The organism is Stenotrophomonas sp. 22LJNL06-5-1 (genome assembly GCF_056861455.1).
In genome coordinates this window covers 22,557-41,730 of record NZ_JBSPUE010000010.1, presented here as the reverse complement: position 1 = coordinate 41,730, position 19,174 = coordinate 22,557, and the positions used below count along the sequence as shown (strand labels likewise).

General features: G+C 67.7%; 15 protein-coding genes and 2 riboswitches. Of the genes, 9 read left to right on the top strand and 6 right to left on the bottom strand.

The window, feature by feature from the left end; genetic code table 11:
- Window positions 1-14 precede the first annotated feature (14 nt).
- From AC13GF_RS18910 to AC13GF_RS18900, 3 genes are all read left to right on the top strand, one after another.
- Window positions 15-353, top strand: a complete 339-nt coding sequence (locus AC13GF_RS18910; RefSeq protein WP_483005638.1) for a DUF6616 family protein — start codon at window positions 15-17, stop codon at window positions 351-353.
- Window positions 354-465: 112 nt separating this feature from the next.
- Entirely contained in the window at window positions 466-723 is a 258-nt protein-coding gene (locus AC13GF_RS18905) for a hypothetical protein (RefSeq protein ID WP_005411217.1), read from the top strand.
- A gap of 295 nt (window positions 724-1,018) precedes the next feature.
- Window positions 1,019-2,092 (top strand): 3-deoxy-7-phosphoheptulonate synthase, encoded by a 1,074-nt coding sequence (locus AC13GF_RS18900; protein ID WP_071227875.1) that lies wholly within the window; start codon window positions 1,019-1,021, stop codon window positions 2,090-2,092.
- A gap of 491 nt (window positions 2,093-2,583) precedes the next feature.
- On the opposite strand, the gene AC13GF_RS18895 is transcribed toward AC13GF_RS18900, so the two are convergent.
- The 4 genes from AC13GF_RS18895 to AC13GF_RS18880 all read right to left on the bottom strand — a co-directional run bounded on the left by AC13GF_RS18895 (window position 2,584) and on the right by AC13GF_RS18880 (window position 10,791).
- Complete coding sequence (locus AC13GF_RS18895; protein WP_483005637.1) at window positions 2,584-5,649, bottom strand: efflux RND transporter permease subunit; 3,066 nt, start codon at window positions 5,647-5,649, stop codon at window positions 2,584-2,586.
- The gene (locus tag AC13GF_RS18890; RefSeq protein WP_483005636.1) at window positions 5,646-8,726 is read right to left on the bottom strand and encodes a multidrug efflux RND transporter permease subunit; all 3,081 of its coding nucleotides are present in this window, start codon (window positions 8,724-8,726) and stop codon (window positions 5,646-5,648) included. The genes AC13GF_RS18895 and AC13GF_RS18890 overlap by 4 nt, the downstream gene beginning before the upstream one ends.
- A complete protein-coding gene (locus AC13GF_RS18885; protein WP_483005635.1) occupies window positions 8,723-9,889 on the bottom strand; it encodes an MdtA/MuxA family multidrug efflux RND transporter periplasmic adaptor subunit in 1,167 nt (388 codons plus the stop codon). Before AC13GF_RS18885 ends, AC13GF_RS18890 begins: the two co-directional genes overlap by 4 nt.
- Before the next feature lie 284 nt (window positions 9,890-10,173).
- Window positions 10,174-10,791, bottom strand: coding sequence for a trimeric intracellular cation channel family protein (locus AC13GF_RS18880; protein ID WP_005411215.1), 618 nt, complete (start codon window positions 10,789-10,791; stop codon window positions 10,174-10,176).
- Between the two features lie 84 nt (window positions 10,792-10,875).
- Window positions 10,876-10,979, bottom strand: a riboswitch (glycine riboswitch).
- 13 nt (window positions 10,980-10,992) lie between these two features.
- Window positions 10,993-11,082: riboswitch (glycine riboswitch) on the bottom strand.
- Between the two features lie 40 nt (window positions 11,083-11,122).
- Between AC13GF_RS18880 and AC13GF_RS18875 the strand changes: the two genes are divergently transcribed.
- Together AC13GF_RS18875 and AC13GF_RS18870 are read left to right on the top strand one after the other, a co-directional pair.
- Window positions 11,123-11,398, top strand: coding sequence for a GIY-YIG nuclease family protein (locus AC13GF_RS18875; RefSeq protein ID WP_483005634.1), 276 nt, complete (start codon window positions 11,123-11,125; stop codon window positions 11,396-11,398).
- A 73-nt stretch (window positions 11,399-11,471) separates the two neighbouring features.
- Entirely contained in the window at window positions 11,472-11,903 is a 432-nt protein-coding gene (locus AC13GF_RS18870) for a nuclear transport factor 2 family protein (protein WP_483005633.1), read from the top strand.
- Window positions 11,904-11,985: 82 nt separating this feature from the next.
- On the opposite strand, the gene AC13GF_RS18865 is transcribed toward AC13GF_RS18870, so the two are convergent.
- Window positions 11,986-13,266, bottom strand: a complete 1,281-nt coding sequence (locus tag AC13GF_RS18865; RefSeq protein ID WP_126928881.1) for an NAD(P)/FAD-dependent oxidoreductase — start codon at window positions 13,264-13,266, stop codon at window positions 11,986-11,988.
- 123 nt (window positions 13,267-13,389) lie between these two features.
- Here AC13GF_RS18865 and AC13GF_RS18860 point away from each other — a divergent pair, with 123 nt between their 5' ends.
- Together AC13GF_RS18860 and AC13GF_RS18855 are read left to right on the top strand one after the other, a co-directional pair.
- Complete coding sequence (locus AC13GF_RS18860) at window positions 13,390-14,169, top strand: NYN domain-containing protein (protein ID WP_010481148.1); 780 nt, start codon at window positions 13,390-13,392, stop codon at window positions 14,167-14,169.
- Between the two features lie 114 nt (window positions 14,170-14,283).
- Entirely contained in the window at window positions 14,284-14,904 is a 621-nt protein-coding gene (locus tag AC13GF_RS18855; protein ID WP_483005632.1) for a glutathione S-transferase family protein, read from the top strand.
- 89 nt (window positions 14,905-14,993) lie between these two features.
- On the opposite strand, the gene AC13GF_RS18850 is transcribed toward AC13GF_RS18855, so the two are convergent.
- On the bottom strand, window positions 14,994-17,171 hold the full coding sequence (locus AC13GF_RS18850) for a primosomal protein N' (protein ID WP_483005631.1): 2,178 nt from the start codon (window positions 17,169-17,171) through the stop codon (window positions 14,994-14,996).
- 413 nt (window positions 17,172-17,584) lie between these two features.
- Here AC13GF_RS18850 and AC13GF_RS18845 point away from each other — a divergent pair, with 413 nt between their 5' ends.
- Window positions 17,585-18,589 carry a hypothetical protein gene (locus AC13GF_RS18845; protein ID WP_483005630.1) on the top strand — a complete coding sequence of 335 codons (1,005 nt, stop codon included), beginning with the start codon at window positions 17,585-17,587 and terminating at the stop codon, window positions 18,587-18,589.
- On the top strand, window positions 18,582-19,172 hold the full coding sequence (locus tag AC13GF_RS18840; RefSeq protein ID WP_483005629.1) for a DUF3106 domain-containing protein: 591 nt from the start codon (window positions 18,582-18,584) through the stop codon (window positions 19,170-19,172). The genes AC13GF_RS18845 and AC13GF_RS18840 overlap by 8 nt, the downstream gene beginning before the upstream one ends.
- The last annotated feature ends 2 nt before the right edge of the window (window positions 19,173-19,174 follow it).

The window sequence follows — 19,174 nt, the reverse complement described above, 5'->3', positions numbered from 1 at the left end:
AAGGAAGAACCACCATGTCGCACACCTTCATCGAGCTCTACACCGCCACCCCCGCCTGGACCACGCTCCCGCCCGAGCAGCGGAATGCCTTCTTCGCCCGCATCGGCGCCGGCATGCAGCAGTTCGATCCAGCCCGTATTACGCCGCTGGCGATGGGCCGCATCGCCACGGGCGTACCGCACGGCAGCGATGAGCAGTTCTATGCGGTCTGGCGCTGCGCAAGCCGCGCGGAGGTCGATGCGTTGGTGGCCGGCATTGCCGCCACCGGCTGGCATGAGTACTTCACCACCACCCATGCGATAGGCGCGATGGACAGCATGGCCCAGCACCTGGCCGACCTGGCCGCCTTGTAGCGGGGCGGCTGGTGCCGATGGATCCCGGTCCTCGGCATGGGGGGCACATGCGCCTGTCACCCAGACGCGGTAAACAGGGCATTGCCCATGTCCATCCGCAGGGAAGTCGATCATGCAGAGCACGCTCCAGGTCACGCTGTTCGGCCCGCTTGGCGACAGCCCGGCGTTGCAGTTGCCGGGTCTGGAGGGGCCGTCGGTGGCCATCCAGGAATCGGCCCTGCGGCGGTTGGTTTCCGACCTCTACACCGCGCGTTCCCTGCTCAACCCCGAGCAGCTGGACGAGGCCCGGCAGGAGCTGGACCGCGTGCTGGAACGCTGGGCCGACATCCATGAGGGCCTGCTGCTGGACGTGGAAGTGCATGGCAAATGAGCGACTTTGCGTGGTTGCCGCCGCGTAGGCCGGGCTTGCGCGTATCTCGCTGAACCGCGTCCCCAGTTGCGGATGAAACATTTTGCACTGCGCAAAAGCTGTGTTATCAATAGATCCCATGAACGCAGCCCCCACCAGCTTTTACTGGTATTACTTTCCGAAGCCACTGGCGGAGGAAGGACTGCGCTCACCCTGAAGAAAGCTTCAGACGCATTCCCGAAAGCCGCCAGCGAACCTGGCGGCTTTTTTCATGCCGCCACGCTGGGGACCCCCAACGTTCCGGAGATCTCCCGCAATGCCCCCGCACACCGACGACCTGCGTATCCGCACCATCGAACCGCTGACACCGCCTGCCCAGCTGCTGGCGATGCTGCCCTGTGACGATGAAGCCTCCGACACCGTCAGCGCCTCGCGCGCGGCCCTGCACCAGATCCTGCACGGCCGTGACGACCGCCTGGCAGTGGTGGTGGGTCCGTGCTCGATCCACGACCCGAAGGCCGCCATCGAGTACGCCCAGCGCCTGAAGCCGCTGCGCGACGCGCTGGCCGGCGAGCTGGAAATCGTCATGCGCGTGTACTTCGAGAAGCCGCGCACAACGGTGGGCTGGAAGGGCCTGATCAACGACCCGGACCTGGATGGCAGCTTCAAGATCGACAAGGGCCTGCGCATTGCCCGTGGCCTGCTGCGCGACATCAACAAGCTCGGCCTGCCGGCCGGTGTCGAGTTCCTTGACGTGATCTCGCCGCAGTACATCGCCGACCTGGTGGCATGGGGCGCGATCGGTGCACGCACCACCGAAAGCCAGGTGCATCGCGAGCTGGCCTCGGGGCTGTCGTGCCCGGTCGGCTTCAAGAACGGCACCGATGGCAACGTGAAGATCGCCGCTGACGCGGTGGGTGCTGCGTCCAATCCGCATCACTTCCTGTCGGTGACCAAGCAGGGCGGCACCGCTATCGTGTCGACCACCGGCAACCCGGATTGTCATGTGATCCTGCGCGGCGGCAAGCAGCCGAACTACGACGCCGGCAGTGTTGCCGAGGCCTGCCAGGTGCTGGCCAAGGCCAAGCTGCCGACGCGCCTGATGATCGACGCCAGCCATGCCAACAGCCTGAAGAACCCGGAGAACCAGCCGAAGGTGATCGACGACATCGCCGTTCAGCTGGAAGACGGCGAACAGCGCATCGTTGGCGTGATGATCGAGAGCCATCTGGTCGGTGGCCGCCAGGAACTGGTGGAAGGCCAGCCGTTGGTCTACGGGCAGAGCATCACCGATGGCTGCATCGACTGGGACACTACCGTGACGGTGCTGGAGCGATTGGCCGCGGCCGTGCGCGCCCGTCGCGACGTGAAGGTGTCCGAAGCCGCTTGAGTGCGGCACGTGTGTGGATGGCGGCCAGCGCCTGCGGGGGTGCGGCCGCGATCAGGGCCGGTCGGAGTTGGAGACCGGCCCATCTGCACCGGCGATGCGCCTGGCGCTGCGCATGAGCGACAGCGCCAGGTACATCGCCGGGGTGGTGTGAGACGTAGATCCACGCCATGCGTGGATGATCCACCTGCTTTGGCAATGGCGGCTACGACCCGTCGGAGGCCACATCTGTCGCGGGCCCGTCGGGCCGCACCCGGCACGCCAAGTGGTCCAGTCCGCGCAGTGCGTTGATCCGCCTTGGATACGTAGAGTCGAGCTTGCTCGACTGCGGAAGAACGTGCCCCAACGGCAGTCGAGCAAGCTCGACTCTACTCAATGTCCGCAGTAGATCCACGCCATGCGTGGATACAGCTCTTGTGTAGCGTCGAGTCATGCTCGACTTGCGCGCTAAGCGCGTTGGTTCCCTGCAAAGAGCAGTCGAGCATGGCTCGACGCTACATGGCCTTTTTCGCGCGCACCCTCGCCAACGCCAGATACATCGCAGGCGTCGTGTACAGCGTCAGCCACTGGCTGACCAGCAACCCGCCCACAATGGCGATTCCCAGCGGTTGCCGGAGTTCCCAGCCTTCGCCGTTGGCCAGCATCAGCGGCAGCGTGCCAAGCAGTGCCGCCAGCGAGGTCATCAGGATCGGCCGCAGGCGCAACCGCGCGGCTTCCATTACTGAATCCTGCGCGCTCAACCCGCGCCGCTCGCCGGCCAGCGCGAAGTCCACCAGCAGGATGGTGTTCTTCATCACCACGCCCACCAGCAGGAACAAGCCGAGCAGGGCGATCAGGTTCAGTTCGTTGCCGAACAGCCACAACGCCAGCAGCGCGCCGACACCGGCCGAGGGCAGGGTGGACAGGATCACCAGCGGCTGCAGGAAGCTTTCGTAGAGGATGCCCAGCACCAGGTAGACCGCCAACGTGGCGCCCAGCACCAGCCATAGCTGGCGCGCGCGCAGCTGATCCAGGCCTCCGGCCTCACCGGACAGCTTGCCCTGCACCGAACGTGGCAGCATCAGTTTCGACATCGCACCATCGATCGCCTGCGTGGCCTGTTCCAGCCCCACGCCCGGTGCCAGCGCGAACTCGATCCAGATCGAGGCGAACTGTTCGCTGTGATACACCCGGTCCGGTGCCATGCCATAGCGCCAGCTGGCGATGCTCGACAGCGGAATGCGCTGGCCGTTGCCATCGATCACCTGCAGCCGCGACAGCGTGCCGGGGTCCTGGGTGTGCTTCGGGTCCAGCTCCATCACCACGCGGTACTGGTTGAGGCTGTCGTACAGCGTGGCCACCTGGCGCTGGCTGAAGGAGTTGTTGAGCATGCTGGCGACGGTACGCAGGTCCACGCCGTGGCGCGCGGCCGCCTCGCGGTCGATATCCAGCACCACCTGGCGCATGCCGGCATCACCCTGCGCTTCCACGTCCACCAGCTCCGGCAGGCCACGCAGTGCGGCGGCCACCTTCGGTGCCCATTCGCGCAGGGGCGCAGTATCGGCCGACAGCAGCTGGAACTCGTACTTGCCGCTGCTGCCGGCGCCTTCCAGGCGGATGTCCTGGTCCACCCACAGATAGAGATTGCCGCCGGGCAGCTTGGGCAGCTGCGCCCGCAGGCGGTCGATCACCTGCTGGCTGGAGACCTTGCGCTCGGCCAGCGGTTTCATCTTGATCATGATGAAGGCGTTGTTGACCCCGTTGCTGCCACCGATGTAGCCGATGATGTCCTCGATGGCCGGGTCGGACAGCAGCAGCGCGCGGTAGGCATCGATCTTCGGCTGCATGGCCTGGAAGGAGAGCCCGTCGTCGCCGCGGGCAAAGCCACGCAGCTGTGCGGTGTCCTGCTTGGGCACGATGCCCTTGGGTACCTGCTGGAACAGCCAGGCGTTGAGGGCGATCACGGCCACGAACGCCAGCAACGGCCAGCGCAGCCGGCGCAGGCTGGCCTGCAGCGTGCGCAGGTAGACCCCGCGCAGGCGCTCGAACAGTGCGTTGCTGCCGCGCTGCCAGGCCGAGGGCTGCCGTGCGTCGTCCACGAACAATCGTGCACACAGCATCGGAACCAGGCTCAGGGCGACCAGCACCGATACCGCCATCGCCGCCACCAGGGTCAACGAGAATTCGCGGAACAGGCGTTCGACGAAGTCGTCCAGGAACAGGATGGAGATGAACACCACGGCCAGCGCCAGGTTCATCGACAGCAGCGTTGCTCCCACTTCCGAGGCGCCACGCACGGCGGCCTGCCAGCGATCGGCGCCCAGTTCGCGATGGCGGGCGATGTTCTCCAGCACCACGATGGCATCGTCCACCACCAGCACGGCGGCCACGATCAGGGCCATCAGCGAGAGCGTGTTGAGCGAGAAGCCCATCAACGCCACCAGCGCGAGCGTGCCGAACAGCACCACCGGAATCGCCACGCTGGGCACCAGCGCTGCACGCCAGTGGCCGAGGAAGCCGAGCACCACCAGCACCACCAGCACGATCGCCAGCACCAGCGTGAGCTCCGCTTCGTGCAGGGTGGCGCGGATCACCGGCGAGCGGTCCATCACCAGGCGCATGTCCACGCTGGAGGGCAACAGTGCATGCAGCTGCGGCAGCTGCGCCTGGATGGCATCAACGGTGGCGATGATGTTGGCACCGGGTTGGCGGCTGACGATCAGCAGCACGGCGGGGCGTTCGTTGTGGAAGCCGCTGGCGTAACGGTCTTCCACGCCATCGGCAACGGCGGCGACATCGCCCAGCCGCAGCGTGCGGTCGTCGCTGGCCTTCAACGCCAGTTCGCGGTACTGCGCGGCCTGGCGCAGCTGCAGCGGCGCTTCCAGCTGCCACTGCTGGCGCGCGTCCCCCACCGCGCCCAGCGGGCGCACCGCATTGGCACGCGCGATGGCCTGGGCCACGTCTTCCAGTGCCAGGCCTGCATGGTTCAGTGCATTCGGGTCCAGCGATACGCGCACGGCCGGCAACGCGCTGCCACCCACCTGCACTTCACCCACGCCCGGTACCTGCGACAGCTTCTGCGCCAGCACGGTGGAGGCCAGGTCGTACAGCTGGCCGGGCGACAAGGTGTCCGAGGTCAGCGCCAACGCCAGGATCGGTGCCTGTGAGGGATTGACCTTGCGGTACTGCGGCATGCCGGGCATGCCACTGGGCAGCTGCCCGCGTGCAAGGTTGATGGCGGCCTGCACTTCACGCGCTGCCTCATCGATGTCGCGGCCGAGCACGAACTTCAGTTCGATCTGGGTCTGGCCCTGGGTGCTGGCCGAGTCTATGCGCGAGATGCCAGGCAGGCTGCCCAGTGCACGCTCCAGCGGCGTGGCCACGGTGGCCGCCATCGATTCGGGCGAGGCGCCGGGCAGGCTGGCACTGACTTCAATGGCGGGGTAATCGACCTGCGGCAACGGCGCCACCGGCAACAACCGCAATGCCAGCAGGCCCGCCAACACCAGTGCCACGGCCAGCAGGATCGTGGCCACCGGGCGCTGCACGCAGGCCTGTGCCAGGCGCGCGACAGGGGTCACGCGCGCGCCTCGTCAGGCGACGGCGCCGTAACGGCCGCGCGGCCACGCTGCAGGCGATCGAAGGCCAGATAGATCACCGGCGTGGTGAACAGGGTCAGTACCTGGCTCACCAGCAGCCCGCCCACCATCACCCAGCCCAACGGTTGCCGCAGTTCGGCACCGGAACCACTGGCCAGCATCAGCGGCACTGCGCCGAACAGCGCGGCCAGCGTGGTCATCAGGATCGGCCGGAAGCGCAGCAGTGCCGCCTGGTGGATTGCTTCGCGTGGCGTCATGCCGCGTGTGCGCTGCGCGTCCAGCGCAAAGTCGATCATCATGATCGCGTTCTTCTTCACCAGGCCGATCAGCAGCACGATGCCGATCACTGCGATCAGGTCCAGGCTGCGGCCGCTCACCCACAACGCGGCCAGAGCGCCGACCGTTGCCGAAGGCAGGGTGGAGAGGATGGTGACCGGATGGATGAAGCTCTCGTAGAGCACGCCCAGCACGATGTACATCACCACCACTGCCGCCAGGATCAGCCACAGTGTGGAGGACAGCGAACTGCTGAACGCCGCTGCGGCACCCTGCAGGCGCAGCTCGATGCTCTGCGGTAGATCCACGTGTGCGCGTGCGGCATGCACAGCCTCCACCGCTTCGCCCAGCGATGCGCCCGGGGCCAGATTGAATGACAGCGTGGCCGCCGGGAACTGGCCGACATGGTTGCGCAGCAGGGCGGTCGGGCCCAGATCCACGCGCGCCACCGCACCCAGCGGCACGGTCTGTCCGCTGCTGCTGCGCACACGCAGGCCCGTGATCGCCTCCGGCCCGGGCTGCCGTGAAGGATCGGCCTCCAGGACCACCCGGTACTGGCTGGCCTGGGTGAAGATGGTGGAGATCTGCCGTTGCCCGTAAGCGTCGTACAGCGCATCGGCCACCGCTTCCACGCTCACGCCCAGGCGCGCTGCGGCGTCGCGGTCGATGTTCACCCGTGCCTGCCGCCCCTGCATCTGCAGATCGCTGGCGACATCGCGCAGTGCCGGTTGCTGGCGCAGCACCTGCAGCAGCTTCGGGGTCCAGCGCTCCAGTGTTTCAAGATCCGGCGTGGTCAGCGTGAACTGGTACTGGGTGCGGCTGATGCGGTCTTCGATGCCCAGCTCCTGCACCGGCTGCAGGTACAGGGTGATGCCGGGGATCTTCGACACGCGCTGTTGCAGGCGCGCCATCACCTCGGTTGCGCCATCGCGGTCGCCATGCGGTTTCAACTCGATCAGCAGGCGGCCGGTATTGAGCGTGGCATTGTTGCCGTCCACGCCGATGTACGAGGACACGCTGGCCACCGCCGGGTCCGCTTCGATGGCGGCGGCCAGCGCCTGCTGGCGCTCGCGCATGGCCTGGAACGAGATGGCCTGCGGGGCTTCGCTGATGCCCTGCACCAGGCCGGCATCCTGCACCGGGAAGAAGCCCTTGGGCACGGCGAAGTACAGCGCCACGGTGAGTGCCAGCGTGGCAACGGTGGCCAGCAGCATCAGCGGCTGGCGCTGCAGCACCCAGCGCAGTTGTCGGTCGTAGAGGGCGATGACGCGGTCGAACACATCGGGCGCATGCGAGGTCTTCGCGTGCGGCTTCAGGAACCGCGCGCACAGCATCGGCGTCAGTGTCAGCGAGACCAGCAGCGAAATGCCGATGGCTACCGCCAGTGTCACCGCGAACTCATGGAACAGCGCGCCCACCAGGTCGGCCATGAACAGCAGTGGGATCAGCACCGCGATCAGCGAAACAGTCAGCGACACCAGGGTGAAGCCGATCTCGGCTGCGCCTTTCAGCGCTGCGTCGCGTGGGCTTTCGCCTTCCTCCAGATGGCGGGCGATGTTTTCCAGCATCACGATGGCATCGTCCACCACGAAGCCGGTGGCGATGGTCAGCGCCATCAGCGTGAGGTTGTTGAGCGAATAGCCGGCCAGCAGCATCACCGCGAAGGTGCCGATGAGCGACAGCGGTACCGCGACGCTGGGAATGAGCGTGGCCGGCAGATTGCGCAGGAACACCCAGGTGACCAGCACCACCAGGCCGATGGCCAGCACCAGTTCCTTCTGCACGCCGCGCACCGACGCGCGGATCGATTCGGTGCGGTCGCTCAACACGTTCATCTGCACACCAGCCGGCAGCGTGGCCTGCAGCTGCGGCAGCAGCGTACGCACCTGTTCGACCACGGCGATCACGTTTGCACCGGGCTGGCGCTGGATGTTCACCAGCACTGCCGGGGTGGTGCCGCTCCACGCCGCCAGCTGGCGGTTCTCGGCGCCATCGGTGATGGTGGCCACGTCGCCCAGCCGCAGCGGCGCGCCGTCGCGCCAGGCCAGCACCAGGGCACGGTACTCATCCACGCTGCGCATCTGGTCATTGGCATCGAGCATCACCGCGCGGATCGGGCCGTCGAAGCTGCCCTTGGGCAGGTTGACGTTGGCGGCGGCGATGGCGGTGCGGATGTGGTCCATGCCCAGGCCGTTGGCGGCCAGTGCCGCCGGATTGACCTGGATGCGCACCGCCGGGCGTTGGCCCCCGGCCAGGCTGACCAGGCCGACGCCGGGCAACTGTGCCAGGCGCTGGGCAATGCGCGTATCCACCAGATCGTGCACCTGCGGCAGCGACAGGCCTTGTGAGGTCACCGCCAGGGTCAGGATCGGCGTATCGGCCGGATTGACCTTGCGGTAGACCGGTGGCACCGGCAGGTCGCCGGGCAGGAAGCTGCCCGCCGCATTGATTGCGGCCTGCACGTCCTGTTCGGCCACGCCCAGCGACACCTCCAGGCCGAACTGCAGGGTGATCACCGACGCACCGCCGGAACTGGTCGACGACAGCTGCTTCAGCCCGGGGATCTGCCCGAGCTGGCGCTCCAGCGGCGCGGTGATGGTGCGCGTGGTCAGCTCCGGGCTGGCGCCCGGGTACAACGTGGTGATCTGGATGATCGGGTAATCGACCTGCGGCAGCGCTGCCACCGGCAGCAGGCGGTAGGCCAGCACGCCCGACAGCAGCAGCGCCACCATCAGCAGCGTGGTAGCGACCGGACGCAGGATGAAGGCGCGCGAGAGGTTCATGCGCCGGCCTTGGTCACGGCCTCCTCGGTGATGATCTCCACCGCGGTGCCGTCTTCCAGTCCGTCGATGCCTTCGATCACCACCTGGTCGCCCGCAGCCAGTCCCGAGCGCACGGCCACGCGTCCGTCATCGGCAGGCCCAAGCACCACATTGCGCCGCTGCGCCTTGTTGTCCTTGCCGACGACATGCACGTAGTTGCCCTGGCTGCCGAACTGCACGGCGGCATCGGGAATCAGCAGCGCGGGCTGCTCGCCCAGCTGCAGGCGTACGTTGACGAACTGGTTGGGGAACAGGGCCAGGTCGTCGTTCTCGAAGTGCGCGCGCAGCTTCAGCGTGCCGGTGGTGGTATCGATGCGGTTGTCGACGCTGGACAGCGAGCCGCGGGCCAGCTGCCGGCGTTCTTCGCGGTCCCAGGTTTCCACTGCCAATGCCGGTTGCGCCTGCACGGCATCAAGCAGCGCGGGCAGCTCGGGTTCGGGCACGGTGAACAGCACGCTGATCGGCGCGGTCTGCGCCAGCGTCACCAGGCCTTCGGCATCGCTGGCGCGCACCAGGTTGCCCACGTCCAGCCGACGCAGCCCGACGCGGCCACTGACCGGTGCGGTGATGCGGGTGTACAGCAGCTGCAGGCGCGCTTCGTCAACAGACGCCTGATCGCTGAGGCGGCGACCCTGCAGCTGGCGCACCTTGCTCTGCTGGTCGCTCAGTTCCTGCCCGGACACGTAGTTCTGCTTCTGCAGTTCGCGGTAGCGCTGCAGCTGGCGTTCGGCGTTCTCCAGCTCGGCCAGGTTCTGCTGCTGGATCCCCTGAGCCTGTGCCAGCTTCACCTCATACGGGCGTGGGTCGATCTGCGCCAGCAGGTCGCCGGCTTTCACCTGTTGGCCTTCCTGGAAGTGCAGGCGCAGCAGCTCGCCATCCACGCGGCTGCGTACCACCACGCTGTGCAGGGGGGTGACCGTACCGACCGCCTTCAGGCGCAGCACCAGCGGCTCGGCGCTGGCGCGCGCCACGCGTACCGGCACCGTCTTGCCCGGCGCATCGTCGCTGCTGCCGGCGTCGTCCCGGGGCCACAGCCACCACGCCAGAAGGGCGACGAGGGCGATGCCCAGCACCACCCACAACGGGCGGGCACGGCGGGAACGGGAATTTTCGGCGACAGACATGGGGCATCCTGCGCCCTGCGCGCGCAGGGACATGCGGGCCCGTCGGCGCGTTCACGGCACCACGGGCAGCGGGGAGGGAGTGTCTGGCGGGGCCGCGGGCGCGGCGTGGCTGGATGCCGTCGCGGCAGCAACGGGGTGACAATGGTAGCCAATCAGCCCGGCCAATGCCGCGTGACCATGGTCATGCAACGCATTCGGTAGTGCCGGCCGCTGGCTGGCAACCTGCTGGAATCTGCGGGCATGTGCCGTGTTGCCGGACAGCGGCCGGCACTACCGTCAAACAATCAATGCACTTCGTCGTGATAGACGAACTTCGGCATTTCCCAGCGGTAGTGGATCGCCAGCAGGCGCAGCGCGAAGCCGCCGCCGAGGCAGCACAGGATCGCGGTGGCGTCGGCCACGCCCCAGTGCAGCAGCAACAGATAGGCCGCGCCGGTCAGCAGCGCGATGATCGCGTACAGCTCCTTCTGGAAGATCAGCGGCACCTCGTTGCAGAGGATGTCGCGCAGCACGCCGCCGAACGCGCCGGTCAGCATGCCGGCGATCAGCACGATCGGCATCGCATGGCCGGCTTCGCGCGCGATCGAGCAGCCGATCAGGGTGAAGGCGATCAGGCCCAGGCCATCGAGCACCAGGAAGGTGCGGCGGAAGTGGTGCATCCAACGCGCCACCCAGGTGGCGATCAGCGCCGCACACACGGTGAAGCCCAGGTATTCGGGATGCTTCACCCAGCCCAGCGGATAGTGGCCGAGCAGGATGTCGCGCAGTGAACCGCCGCCGAGTGCGGTGACGCAGGCGATCATGACCACCCCGAACAGGTCCATGCGGCGGCGGCCGGCGGACAGCGCGCCGGTCATGGCTTCAGCGGAAATGGCAATCAGGTAGATGATGGACAGCAGCATGGGGCAGGCTCCGGGCGCGGTGGGGCCGGCCATGCGCGACTACCGCCACTGCCTGCGCAATGACGGGATGACGATGACCGGTGCCGCTCCCGCTGTCCTTTTGCCTGAGAGTTCAGCGGCGTAGGCCGCGTGCCCCTTCGGCGGATCGTCCCGGGCGTGCCCGGTGACCTCTCTCCAGCTCGGCGAGTCGAATGCATGGTTGGTGGGATTCCAGCCCACCGGCCTGAGCGATCATGGGAGCCTGCGCCTTCGGCGGGCGCCAGCGCGGCGCCTCTCTCCTGCATTCGGGCGCCAGTATATCCGCTGCAGTGCAGCACGGCATAATCCGGGCATGGCCCCGTCCCTCCGCCCCTGGTTCCTGTACCTGCTCGAATGCCGCGATGGCAGCTATTACGCCGGCATCAGCACCGATGTGGAGGCGCGTTTCGCTGCCCACCAGGCCGGCAAGGGCGCGCGCTACACCCGGGCGCGGCCACCGCTGCGCGTGCTGGCCGTGCGCGAATTCCCGGACCGGGCCGCCGCGTCACGGGCCGAGTGGCAACTCAAGCAGCAGCCGCGCGAACGCAAGCTGGCCTGGCTGCAGGCACCTGCCGAGACGCTTCTGTAGATCCACGCCATGCGTGGATGGGCGCTTCCAGCCATGCCATGATCGCCCCGCGCCCTCAGCGCTGGAGACCCGGATGTCCACGATCGCCCTGCTGTTCGCTCTCTCCGCAGCAACGAGCCCTGCCGCCGATCCGGCCACCCTCGCGGCCATTGAAGCTACCTGCCACGACTACGTCGACGGCCAGCTGGAGGCCGACCCACAGCGCGTCGCCCGCTCCCTGCACCCGGACCTGGCCAAGCGCGCGGTGCTCGGCGATACGCCCGACGAGCGGCTGGGCCTGCGCCGCATGTCGAAGGAAGAACTGGTCGCGCTGACGAAGCAGGGCGCGCTGAAAACCCCGAAGGATCAATGGGACCGCCGCTGCACGGTGCTGGACGTGACCGGCAACGCCGCCTCGGTGCGATTGGAAACGCCGTGGTTCGTCGACTACTTCCACATGGGCCGCTTCGACCAGCGCTGGGTCATCGTCAACGCGTTGTGGTACCCGAAGCCGAAGGCGCCGTAGAGCCGAGCCCATGCTCGGCTTCTGCAGTCCGCGCAAAGTGCAGCCGAGCATGGCTCGGCTCTACAGGAACATGCGTGCGGCCCTAGCGCCTCGGCCGCCGGTCTTCCTGATCATCACCGAAGATGATGCGCGCGCTGCGTTGGTAGCTCCAGTACGCCACGGCCCAGTTCAGCAGCACCACGATGCGGTTGCGGAAACCGATCAGGAAGAACACGTGCGCGGCCAGCCAGAACCACCAGGCCAGCACGCCGGACAGCTGCAGCCGGCCCAGGTGCACGATCGCAGCCATGCGGCCGATGGTGGCCAGGTTGCCGAAGTCGGCGTACTTGAACGGACCGGGCTCGGGCTTGCCGTGCAGGCGTGCACGGATCACCTCGGCCACGTACTTGCCCATCTGTTTGGCGGCGGGTGCCACGCCGGGCACCGGCTTGCCGTTGGCCTGGTTCAGCGCGGCCAGATCGCCGGCCACGAACAGTTCCGGGTGGCCAGGCAGGGTCAGGTCCGGTTGCACCTGCACGCGTCCGGCGCGGTCCAGCGGCACGTCCAGCGTGCGCGCCAGCGGTGAAGCGGCCACGCCGGCGGCCCAGACCACGGTGCGTGCCGGTACGAACTGATCGCCGAGCTTGAAGCCCTGGCTGTCGATGTCGCTCACCGGGGTGCCGGTCAGTACCTCCACGCCCAGTTTTTCCAGCTGCCGGCGCGCCTTCAGCGAAAGCACTTCCGGGAACGAGGACAGTACGCGCGGACCAGCCTCGACCAGCCGTACCTTGGCGCTGGCTGGATCAATGTGGCGGAACTCATTGCGCAGGGTGTGGCGCGCGATCTCGGCCAGCGTGCCGGCCAGTTCGACGCCGGTAGGTCCACCGCCAACCACGGCGAAGCTCAGCCACGCGGCCTTCTTCGCCGGGTCCGGTTCCGCCTCGGCGCGCTCGAACGCCAGCAGCAGCTTGCGGCGCAGCGCGATCGCATCGTCCAGTGTCTTCAGGCCGGGCGCATCATCGGCCCACTGGTCGTTGCCGAAGTAGGCGTGGGTGGCGCCGGTGGCCAGCAGCAGGCTGTCGTAGTCCAGTGTGCTGCCATCGGCCATGCGGATCTGCCGGGCCTGCTTGTCGATGGTCACCACTTCGCCGAGGCGGACTTCCACATTGCGCTGGTGGCCGAGGATGTGGCGCAGCGGTGCGGCGATATCCGGGGCGGACAGGCCGGCGGTGGCCACTTGGTACAGCAGCGGCTGGAACAGGTGATGATTGCGGCGGTCGACCAGGGTGATGCGTATGCGCTCGCGGGCCAGGGCACGGGTGGCCCAGAGACCGGCAAAACCGCCGCCGACAACAACCAGGTGGGGAACGCGCTCGCGACTCATCGACTCACTCCAGTGGGGGCATTGGGGGAAGCGCCTGGCATCTTCGCACGATGGCCCCCTGTCACGTCAGCGCCCGCGTGGATCGGCGATACTCGGGTTCAGGCAACGGCCCGTGAGGAGCCCATGAGCGAACCGGAAAAGCGCATCGCCCTGTTGATCGACGCCGACAATGCGCCGGCCTCGAAGATCGACGAGGTCCTGGCCGAAGTCGCCCGCTACGGTGTGGCGAACGTGCGCCGTGCCTATGGCAACTGGAAGAGTCCGCGGTTGAAGGGCTGGGAGGCGGTACTGCACGAATATGCGATCCGCCCGATCCAGCAGTTTGCCTACAGCAAGGGCAAGAATGCCTCGGACATGGCGATGGTGATCGACGCCATGGATCTGCTGTACGCGCGTAATCTGGATGGCTTCGCCATCGTCTCCAGCGATGCCGATTTCACCCCGATGGTGATGCGCCTGCTGACTGACGGCGTGAAGGTGTATGGCTTCGGCGAGAAGAAAACCCCGGAGCCGTTCGTCAACGCGTGCTCGAAGTTCACCTACCTGGAAGCGCTGGGCCAGACCCATGCCAGCGTGCCGGATACCGAACAGGCTTCCAGCGAACAGGCATCGAACGAGCCTGTTGCCAACGACGATGCCCGGCCACGCAAGAGCGGTGCGGAAATGCGCAGTGACACCCGGCTGGTGAAGATGCTGCGCCGCGCGGTGTCCTCGGCGGAGGGCGAGGATGGCTGGTCGCACCTCGGGCCGGTCGGCAGCCAGATCGGCAATCAGGCCTCGTTCGATCCGCGCAACTATGGCTACGGCAAACTCAGCGATCTGCTGGCGGCGATCGGCCTGTTCGAGCTGAAGAAGGATGGCAAATCGTCCTACGTGCGCGCGCTGCCGAAAAAGAACCGGTAATGCCGGCCGCTGGCCGGCAATTCCCGGATGCCAGATCCCGCATCCACCACCCACACACCCACTCCGATCAGGCGTATCGTTGCCGCTCGCATTGCCAGCAAGGAAAAAACCCGCATGTTGAAGATCTGGGGCCGCCGCAATTCCAGTAACGTCCGCAAGGTGCTGTGGTGCGCCGAGGAGATCGGCCTGCCGTATGAATCCATCGAAGTCGGTGGCAGCCACGGCGGCACGCAGACGCCGGAGTACCAGGCGATGAATCCCAACAGCCTGGTGCCGGTGATCGAAGACCACGGCCTGCCGCTGTGGGAGTCGAATGCCATCGTGCGTTACCTGAGCGCGCGCTATGCGCTGGGCACGCTGTACGCCGAAGACCCGATGGAACGTGCCCAGGCCGAGAAGTGGATGGACTGGAGTACCTCGCGGATGGCACCGATCTACACCGACCTGATCTGGGGCATCATGCGCACCGCCCCGGCCGACCGCGACGAAGCGCGGATCAATGCCGCCATCGTGCGCGCCGGCGACTACCTGGCGATGGCCGATGCCACGCTGGCCAGACAGCCGTGGCTGTCGGGCGAGACGTTCGCGATGGGTGACATCCCGCTGGGCTCGCTGATCTATGCCTGGTTCGAACTGCCGATCCAGCGCCCGGAACTGCCGCACCTGGCCGACTGGTACGCGCGCCTGCGCGAGCGGCCGGCCTACCAGCGCGGCGTGATGTCGCCGCTGACGTAAGCGGCAGGGCCGTTGGTAGAGTCGAGCTTGCTCGACTGCTCCTGCATGAGGCAGTCGAGCAAGCTCGACTCTACGCAGCACCGACCGGATCAATACAGATCCGTCGGATCCACATCCAGCGACCAGCGCACCTTGCGTGCTTCCGGCAGCGCATACAGCTGCGGAACCAGCTGCGAAAGCACCCCATGCAGCGGCGGCCGCTGCAACGCAGACAGCAGCAGCTGGGTGCGCTGGTAGCCGGCACGCCGTGGCATCGGCGCCGGCATGGGCCCATAGGCTTCGACCACATTCTGGTCGCCCAGCAGTTGCCGCGCCGCCAGCAGGAACGCGTTGGCATGCTCCACCTGCTGCGCTTCGGCGCGCATCAGCGCCAGATGCGCGAACGGCGGGAATCCGGCGGCCTGGCGCTGGTTCAACTCGGCCTGCGCGAACGGGTGGTAGCCGCCGCTCACCAGGGTTTCCAGCAACGGGTGCCCGGGGTGATGGGTCTGCAGCCAGACTTCGCCAGGATCACGCGCGCGTCCCGCACGGCCGGCCACCTGGATCAACTGCTGCGCCAGTTTCTCGCTGGCACGGAAGTCAGCCGAGAACAGGCCCTCGTCAATGCCGACCACCACCACCAGGGTCAGCTTCGGCAGGTCGTGGCCCTTGGCCAGGATCTGCGTGCCGACCAGGATGCCGGGCTGGTCGCCCAGTTTCGCCAGTTGCTGTTCCAGTGCATCGCGGCGTGAAGTGGTGCCGCGGTCGATACGCACCACCGGGAAGTCGGCGAAGGCGGCGGTGAGATGCTCTTCCAGGCGTTCGGTACCGATGCCCTGGGGTTGCAGCGCCAGGCTGCCGCAGGCCGGGCATGCCAGCGGCGCCGGTTGCCGAGCGCCGCAGTGATGGCACTGCAGGCGACGGCCGCCGCCGTGCACGGTCATCGGCGCATCGCAGCGCTGGCAGGGCGCGGTCCAGCCGCAGTCGTGGCACAGCAGCACCGGCGCGTAGCCACGGCGGTTCTTGAACACCAGTACCTGTTGGCCGCGCTGCAGATGTTCGCCGATGCCGGTCAGTACGTCGGCCGACAGACCGTCATGCAGCGGCCGCTTTCGCACATCGAGGATGCGCACGCGTGGCGGCCGTGCATCACCGGCGCGCTGCTTCAGGCGCAGGTGCGTGTAGCGCCCGGCGTAGGCGTTGTGCAGCGTTTCCAGCGAAGGGGTGGCACTGCCGAGCAGCACCGGAATACCGAGCGCCTTGGCACGCACCAGGGCGAAATCGCGCGCGTGGTAGCGGATGCCGTCCTGCTGCTTGTAGCTGCCGTCGTGTTCCTCGTCGACGATCAGCAGGCCGGCTTGCGGCAATGGTGTGAACACCGCCGAGCGGGTGCCGACGATGACCCGCGCTTCGCCACGTGAGGCCGCCGCCCACACACGCGCGCGCTCGTTGTCGTTCAGCCCGGAGTGCAGCGCGTGCACGGCGATGCCAAGGCGGCCGCGGAAGCGTGCCAGGGTCTGCGGGGTCAGGCCGATTTCCGGCACCAGCACCAGCGCCTGCTTCCCCTGCGCCAGGCAATGGATGATCGCCTGCAGATAGACCTCGGTCTTGCCGCTGCCGGTCACGCCATCCAGCAGGAAGGGCTGGAAGCCTTCGGCGGCGTTGATCGCGGCCACCGCCTCGGCCTGGTCCGGGTTGAGCGTTGGACCGGGCAGTGGCTGCGCATGTTGCGGTGCCACCGTCAGCGCCACGCGCTCGGCCAGATCACGCTTGGCCAGACTGCGTGCGGCGGTGCGCCAGTCCTGCATGCGTTCGCCCAGTACATCCTCATCCACCACGGCCTCGGCCAGCAGTTCGGCCAACTGCCGCGGGCGGCTGCCGGCGCGCAGTGTCCCGCGCTGGGCATGGCCTCCGGGTGTCAGCTGCCAGCCCCAGTGATGGGTGTCAGGCAGGGCGTCGCCATGTCGCAGCGGGCCGGGCAGGGCGGTGCTCAGCACCTCGCCGAGAGGGGCATGGGTGTAGCGCGCCAGCCACTGCAGGCTCTGCCACAGCTCACCCTGCAGCAGCGGCTGCGGGTCGCACCAGGCCAGCGCCTGGCGCAGGCCCTGGCCGTCGTCGGATTGGCCGTGCCCCACCACCACGCCGACCAGCTCGCGGTTACCGAACGGCACCTTCAGGCGGCAACCGACCGCAACCGTGGGGCCATCGCCCTCCGGCGACAGGTAGTCGAACAGACGGGGCAGGGGGACGGGCAGGGCGACCTGCAGGGTCGGAATCGGTGAAAGCATCGGGCCAGTGTACCGGGCCATGCGCGCGCGAATGGCGGGGTGGGAGGCGGTGGGGCGGCGCCCGTTGAATCATAAATGTCACCTAAATATCGGTGTCCATTGGAGATTCAGTCTTATCCACATGTTCTGTGGATAACGCTGTGCGTTACCGGTCGGCGGGCGCGCAGGAGGCCGATGGCGACGGCCTCATGCTCGGGTTGGTCAAAAAATCGCCATACTTTAAAAATCATCAAAATCAATGATTTAAGTGTGAAACAATGCTGAAACAGAGTGAATTCAGCTGGATGCCACAGTTTCCAGCGCAGGCAGCGTGGTGCTGTGCACAACCTGCAGCACGAAGTGCCTGCGGGCGCAAGTCCTGCCGGGCGTCGATGGCCTGCCGCTATCATGCGGGCAGACCTTTGGAGTGACCGATGACGGCTGTGCCCGCCCCTGTTTCCTCGACCGCGGCCGGCGCGCTGTCGGCGTTCCTGCGAGGCGTTGAACGCCGCGCCCTGGTGGTGGCTGAACTGCAGTGCGGCGATGCTGCCCGTGCCGAGCAGACCCTGGTGGCGGTGATGCGCGCGTTTGCGGCGGTCGCCAGTGACCTGCCGATGGCGCAGTGGCCGACCCGCTTCTGGACCCTGCTGGGCCAGCGCCAGGCACTGCGTGAGCCGGTGGGCGGCCAGTGGGAACCGTCGCTGGCCGCGTTGGGCGAGATGGGACCGTTGCCGCGCCTGGCGCTGTTGCTGCGGGTGGGCGGCAGCCTGGATGAAGGTATCGCCACGCGCGTGCTCGACCAGGACGAAGCCGGCTACCAGCACCTGCTGGCCGATGCCTGCCCGCGTGACGCGCACGGCCAGCCCGATGCATCGGCCTGGCGTCAGCTGGCCGAACAGGTGCAGCTGCGCATCCGAGACCTGCCCGCCAAACGCCTGCAGCAGCTGCAACAGCCGACGGCACCGACGACCAGCAGCGAAGTCCCGACCTCCAGCTGGCGCACCCCGCAGCGCGACGAGCGGGCCGCAGCCACTGGCAAGCGCCGCCGCGCCAATGCCAAGCCGCGCTGGCGCGGTCCGTTGATCCTGCTGGTGACCGTGGCGGTACTGCTGGCCGCCGCGCTGGGCTGGCGCTACTGGCAGGGGCATTCGTTCGGCAGCGACGCCCCATTGCCGGAAGGCGTGGTCGGTGAGGCGGGCCCCGTCACGGTGGAAGCACTGCCGCCGAGCAAGGTCAATGCCGCGCCGGACGCGACCCCTGCGCAGGCGGCGGACGACGCCACCATGCTGGCCGACCGCGACTATCCGCTGGTGGCCGATGCCGATCTGTATGCGTGGACGGCGGCCGGTGGCCCACTGCCGGTGGACGAATCGCAATCCAAGCCGAGCCGGCCCGAGCCGGCCAGCGCCACGCTGGAAACCGCTGCTGCCGATGAATAAGACCCTGTTCGCCAGCCTGCTGCTGGCCCTGCCGTTGTCGCTGTCCGCCGCGCCGCAGACCTTGAGCGTGCCGCTGCCGCCGCCAGTGCCGGGCAGTTCACCGGCGGCTCCGGCTCCGGCCCCGGTCACCACAAGCACGACGCCCGCTGCGTTCACCCAGCTCGATGCCCAGCAGCAGCGCCAGCGTCGCGCCGACTACGCGGCCTGGCGCGCCCTGCCGGAGGGCGAGCGTGAGCGGATCCGTCAGGCCGCTGCCCGCTTCAATGCGCTGCCGGCCGACCAGCAGCAGCGCCTGCGCCAGCAGTTCCAGGCGCAGGACCAGGCGTTCCGCGAAGGCTGGCGGCTGGGTCCGCAGCTGGGCCTGGAGTTCCCCAAGCTGCACGGCCTGTTCGGGTTTGTGCCGCCGGAACAGCGCGAGGCCGCGCTGGCCGTGCTGCGCCAGCTCAGCACGGCGCAGCTGGCCCAGCTCACCCTGGTCGCGCAGCGCACACCACCACAGGAACGCGACACGGTACGCAGCGCGTTCCTCGCCGTGCCGCCCGCCGAGCGCGACACCTGGCTCAAGCGCCAGGCGGGGCAGTAAAC

What these genes read in the sequence shown, in the direction of transcription:
- AC13GF_RS18860 (WP_010481148.1), top strand. Translation starts at nt 13,390, where the DNA reads ATGAGCGAACCGGAAAAGCGCATCGCCCTGTTGATCGACGCCGACAAT.
- AC13GF_RS18880 (WP_005411215.1), bottom strand. Translation starts at nt 10,791, where the DNA reads ATGCTGCTGTCCATCATCTACCTGATTGCCATTTCCGCTGAAGCCATG.
- AC13GF_RS18850 (WP_483005631.1), bottom strand. Translation starts at nt 17,171, where the DNA reads ATGCTTTCACCGATTCCGACCCTGCAGGTCGCCCTGCCCGTCCCCCTG.
- AC13GF_RS18910 (WP_483005638.1), top strand. Translation starts at nt 15, where the DNA reads ATGTCGCACACCTTCATCGAGCTCTACACCGCCACCCCCGCCTGGACC.
- AC13GF_RS18870 (WP_483005633.1), top strand. Translation starts at nt 11,472, where the DNA reads ATGTCCACGATCGCCCTGCTGTTCGCTCTCTCCGCAGCAACGAGCCCT.
- AC13GF_RS18905 (WP_005411217.1), top strand. Translation starts at nt 466, where the DNA reads ATGCAGAGCACGCTCCAGGTCACGCTGTTCGGCCCGCTTGGCGACAGC.
- AC13GF_RS18840 (WP_483005629.1), top strand. Translation starts at nt 18,582, where the DNA reads ATGAATAAGACCCTGTTCGCCAGCCTGCTGCTGGCCCTGCCGTTGTCG.
- AC13GF_RS18885 (WP_483005635.1), bottom strand. Translation starts at nt 9,889, where the DNA reads ATGTCTGTCGCCGAAAATTCCCGTTCCCGCCGTGCCCGCCCGTTGTGG.
- AC13GF_RS18845 (WP_483005630.1), top strand. Translation starts at nt 17,585, where the DNA reads ATGACGGCTGTGCCCGCCCCTGTTTCCTCGACCGCGGCCGGCGCGCTG.
- AC13GF_RS18865 (WP_126928881.1), bottom strand. Translation starts at nt 13,266, where the DNA reads ATGAGTCGCGAGCGCGTTCCCCACCTGGTTGTTGTCGGCGGCGGTTTT.
- AC13GF_RS18855 (WP_483005632.1), top strand. Translation starts at nt 14,284, where the DNA reads ATGTTGAAGATCTGGGGCCGCCGCAATTCCAGTAACGTCCGCAAGGTG.
- AC13GF_RS18890 (WP_483005636.1), bottom strand. Translation starts at nt 8,726, where the DNA reads ATGAACCTCTCGCGCGCCTTCATCCTGCGTCCGGTCGCTACCACGCTG.
- AC13GF_RS18900 (WP_071227875.1), top strand. Translation starts at nt 1,019, where the DNA reads ATGCCCCCGCACACCGACGACCTGCGTATCCGCACCATCGAACCGCTG.
- AC13GF_RS18875 (WP_483005634.1), top strand. Translation starts at nt 11,123, where the DNA reads ATGGCCCCGTCCCTCCGCCCCTGGTTCCTGTACCTGCTCGAATGCCGC.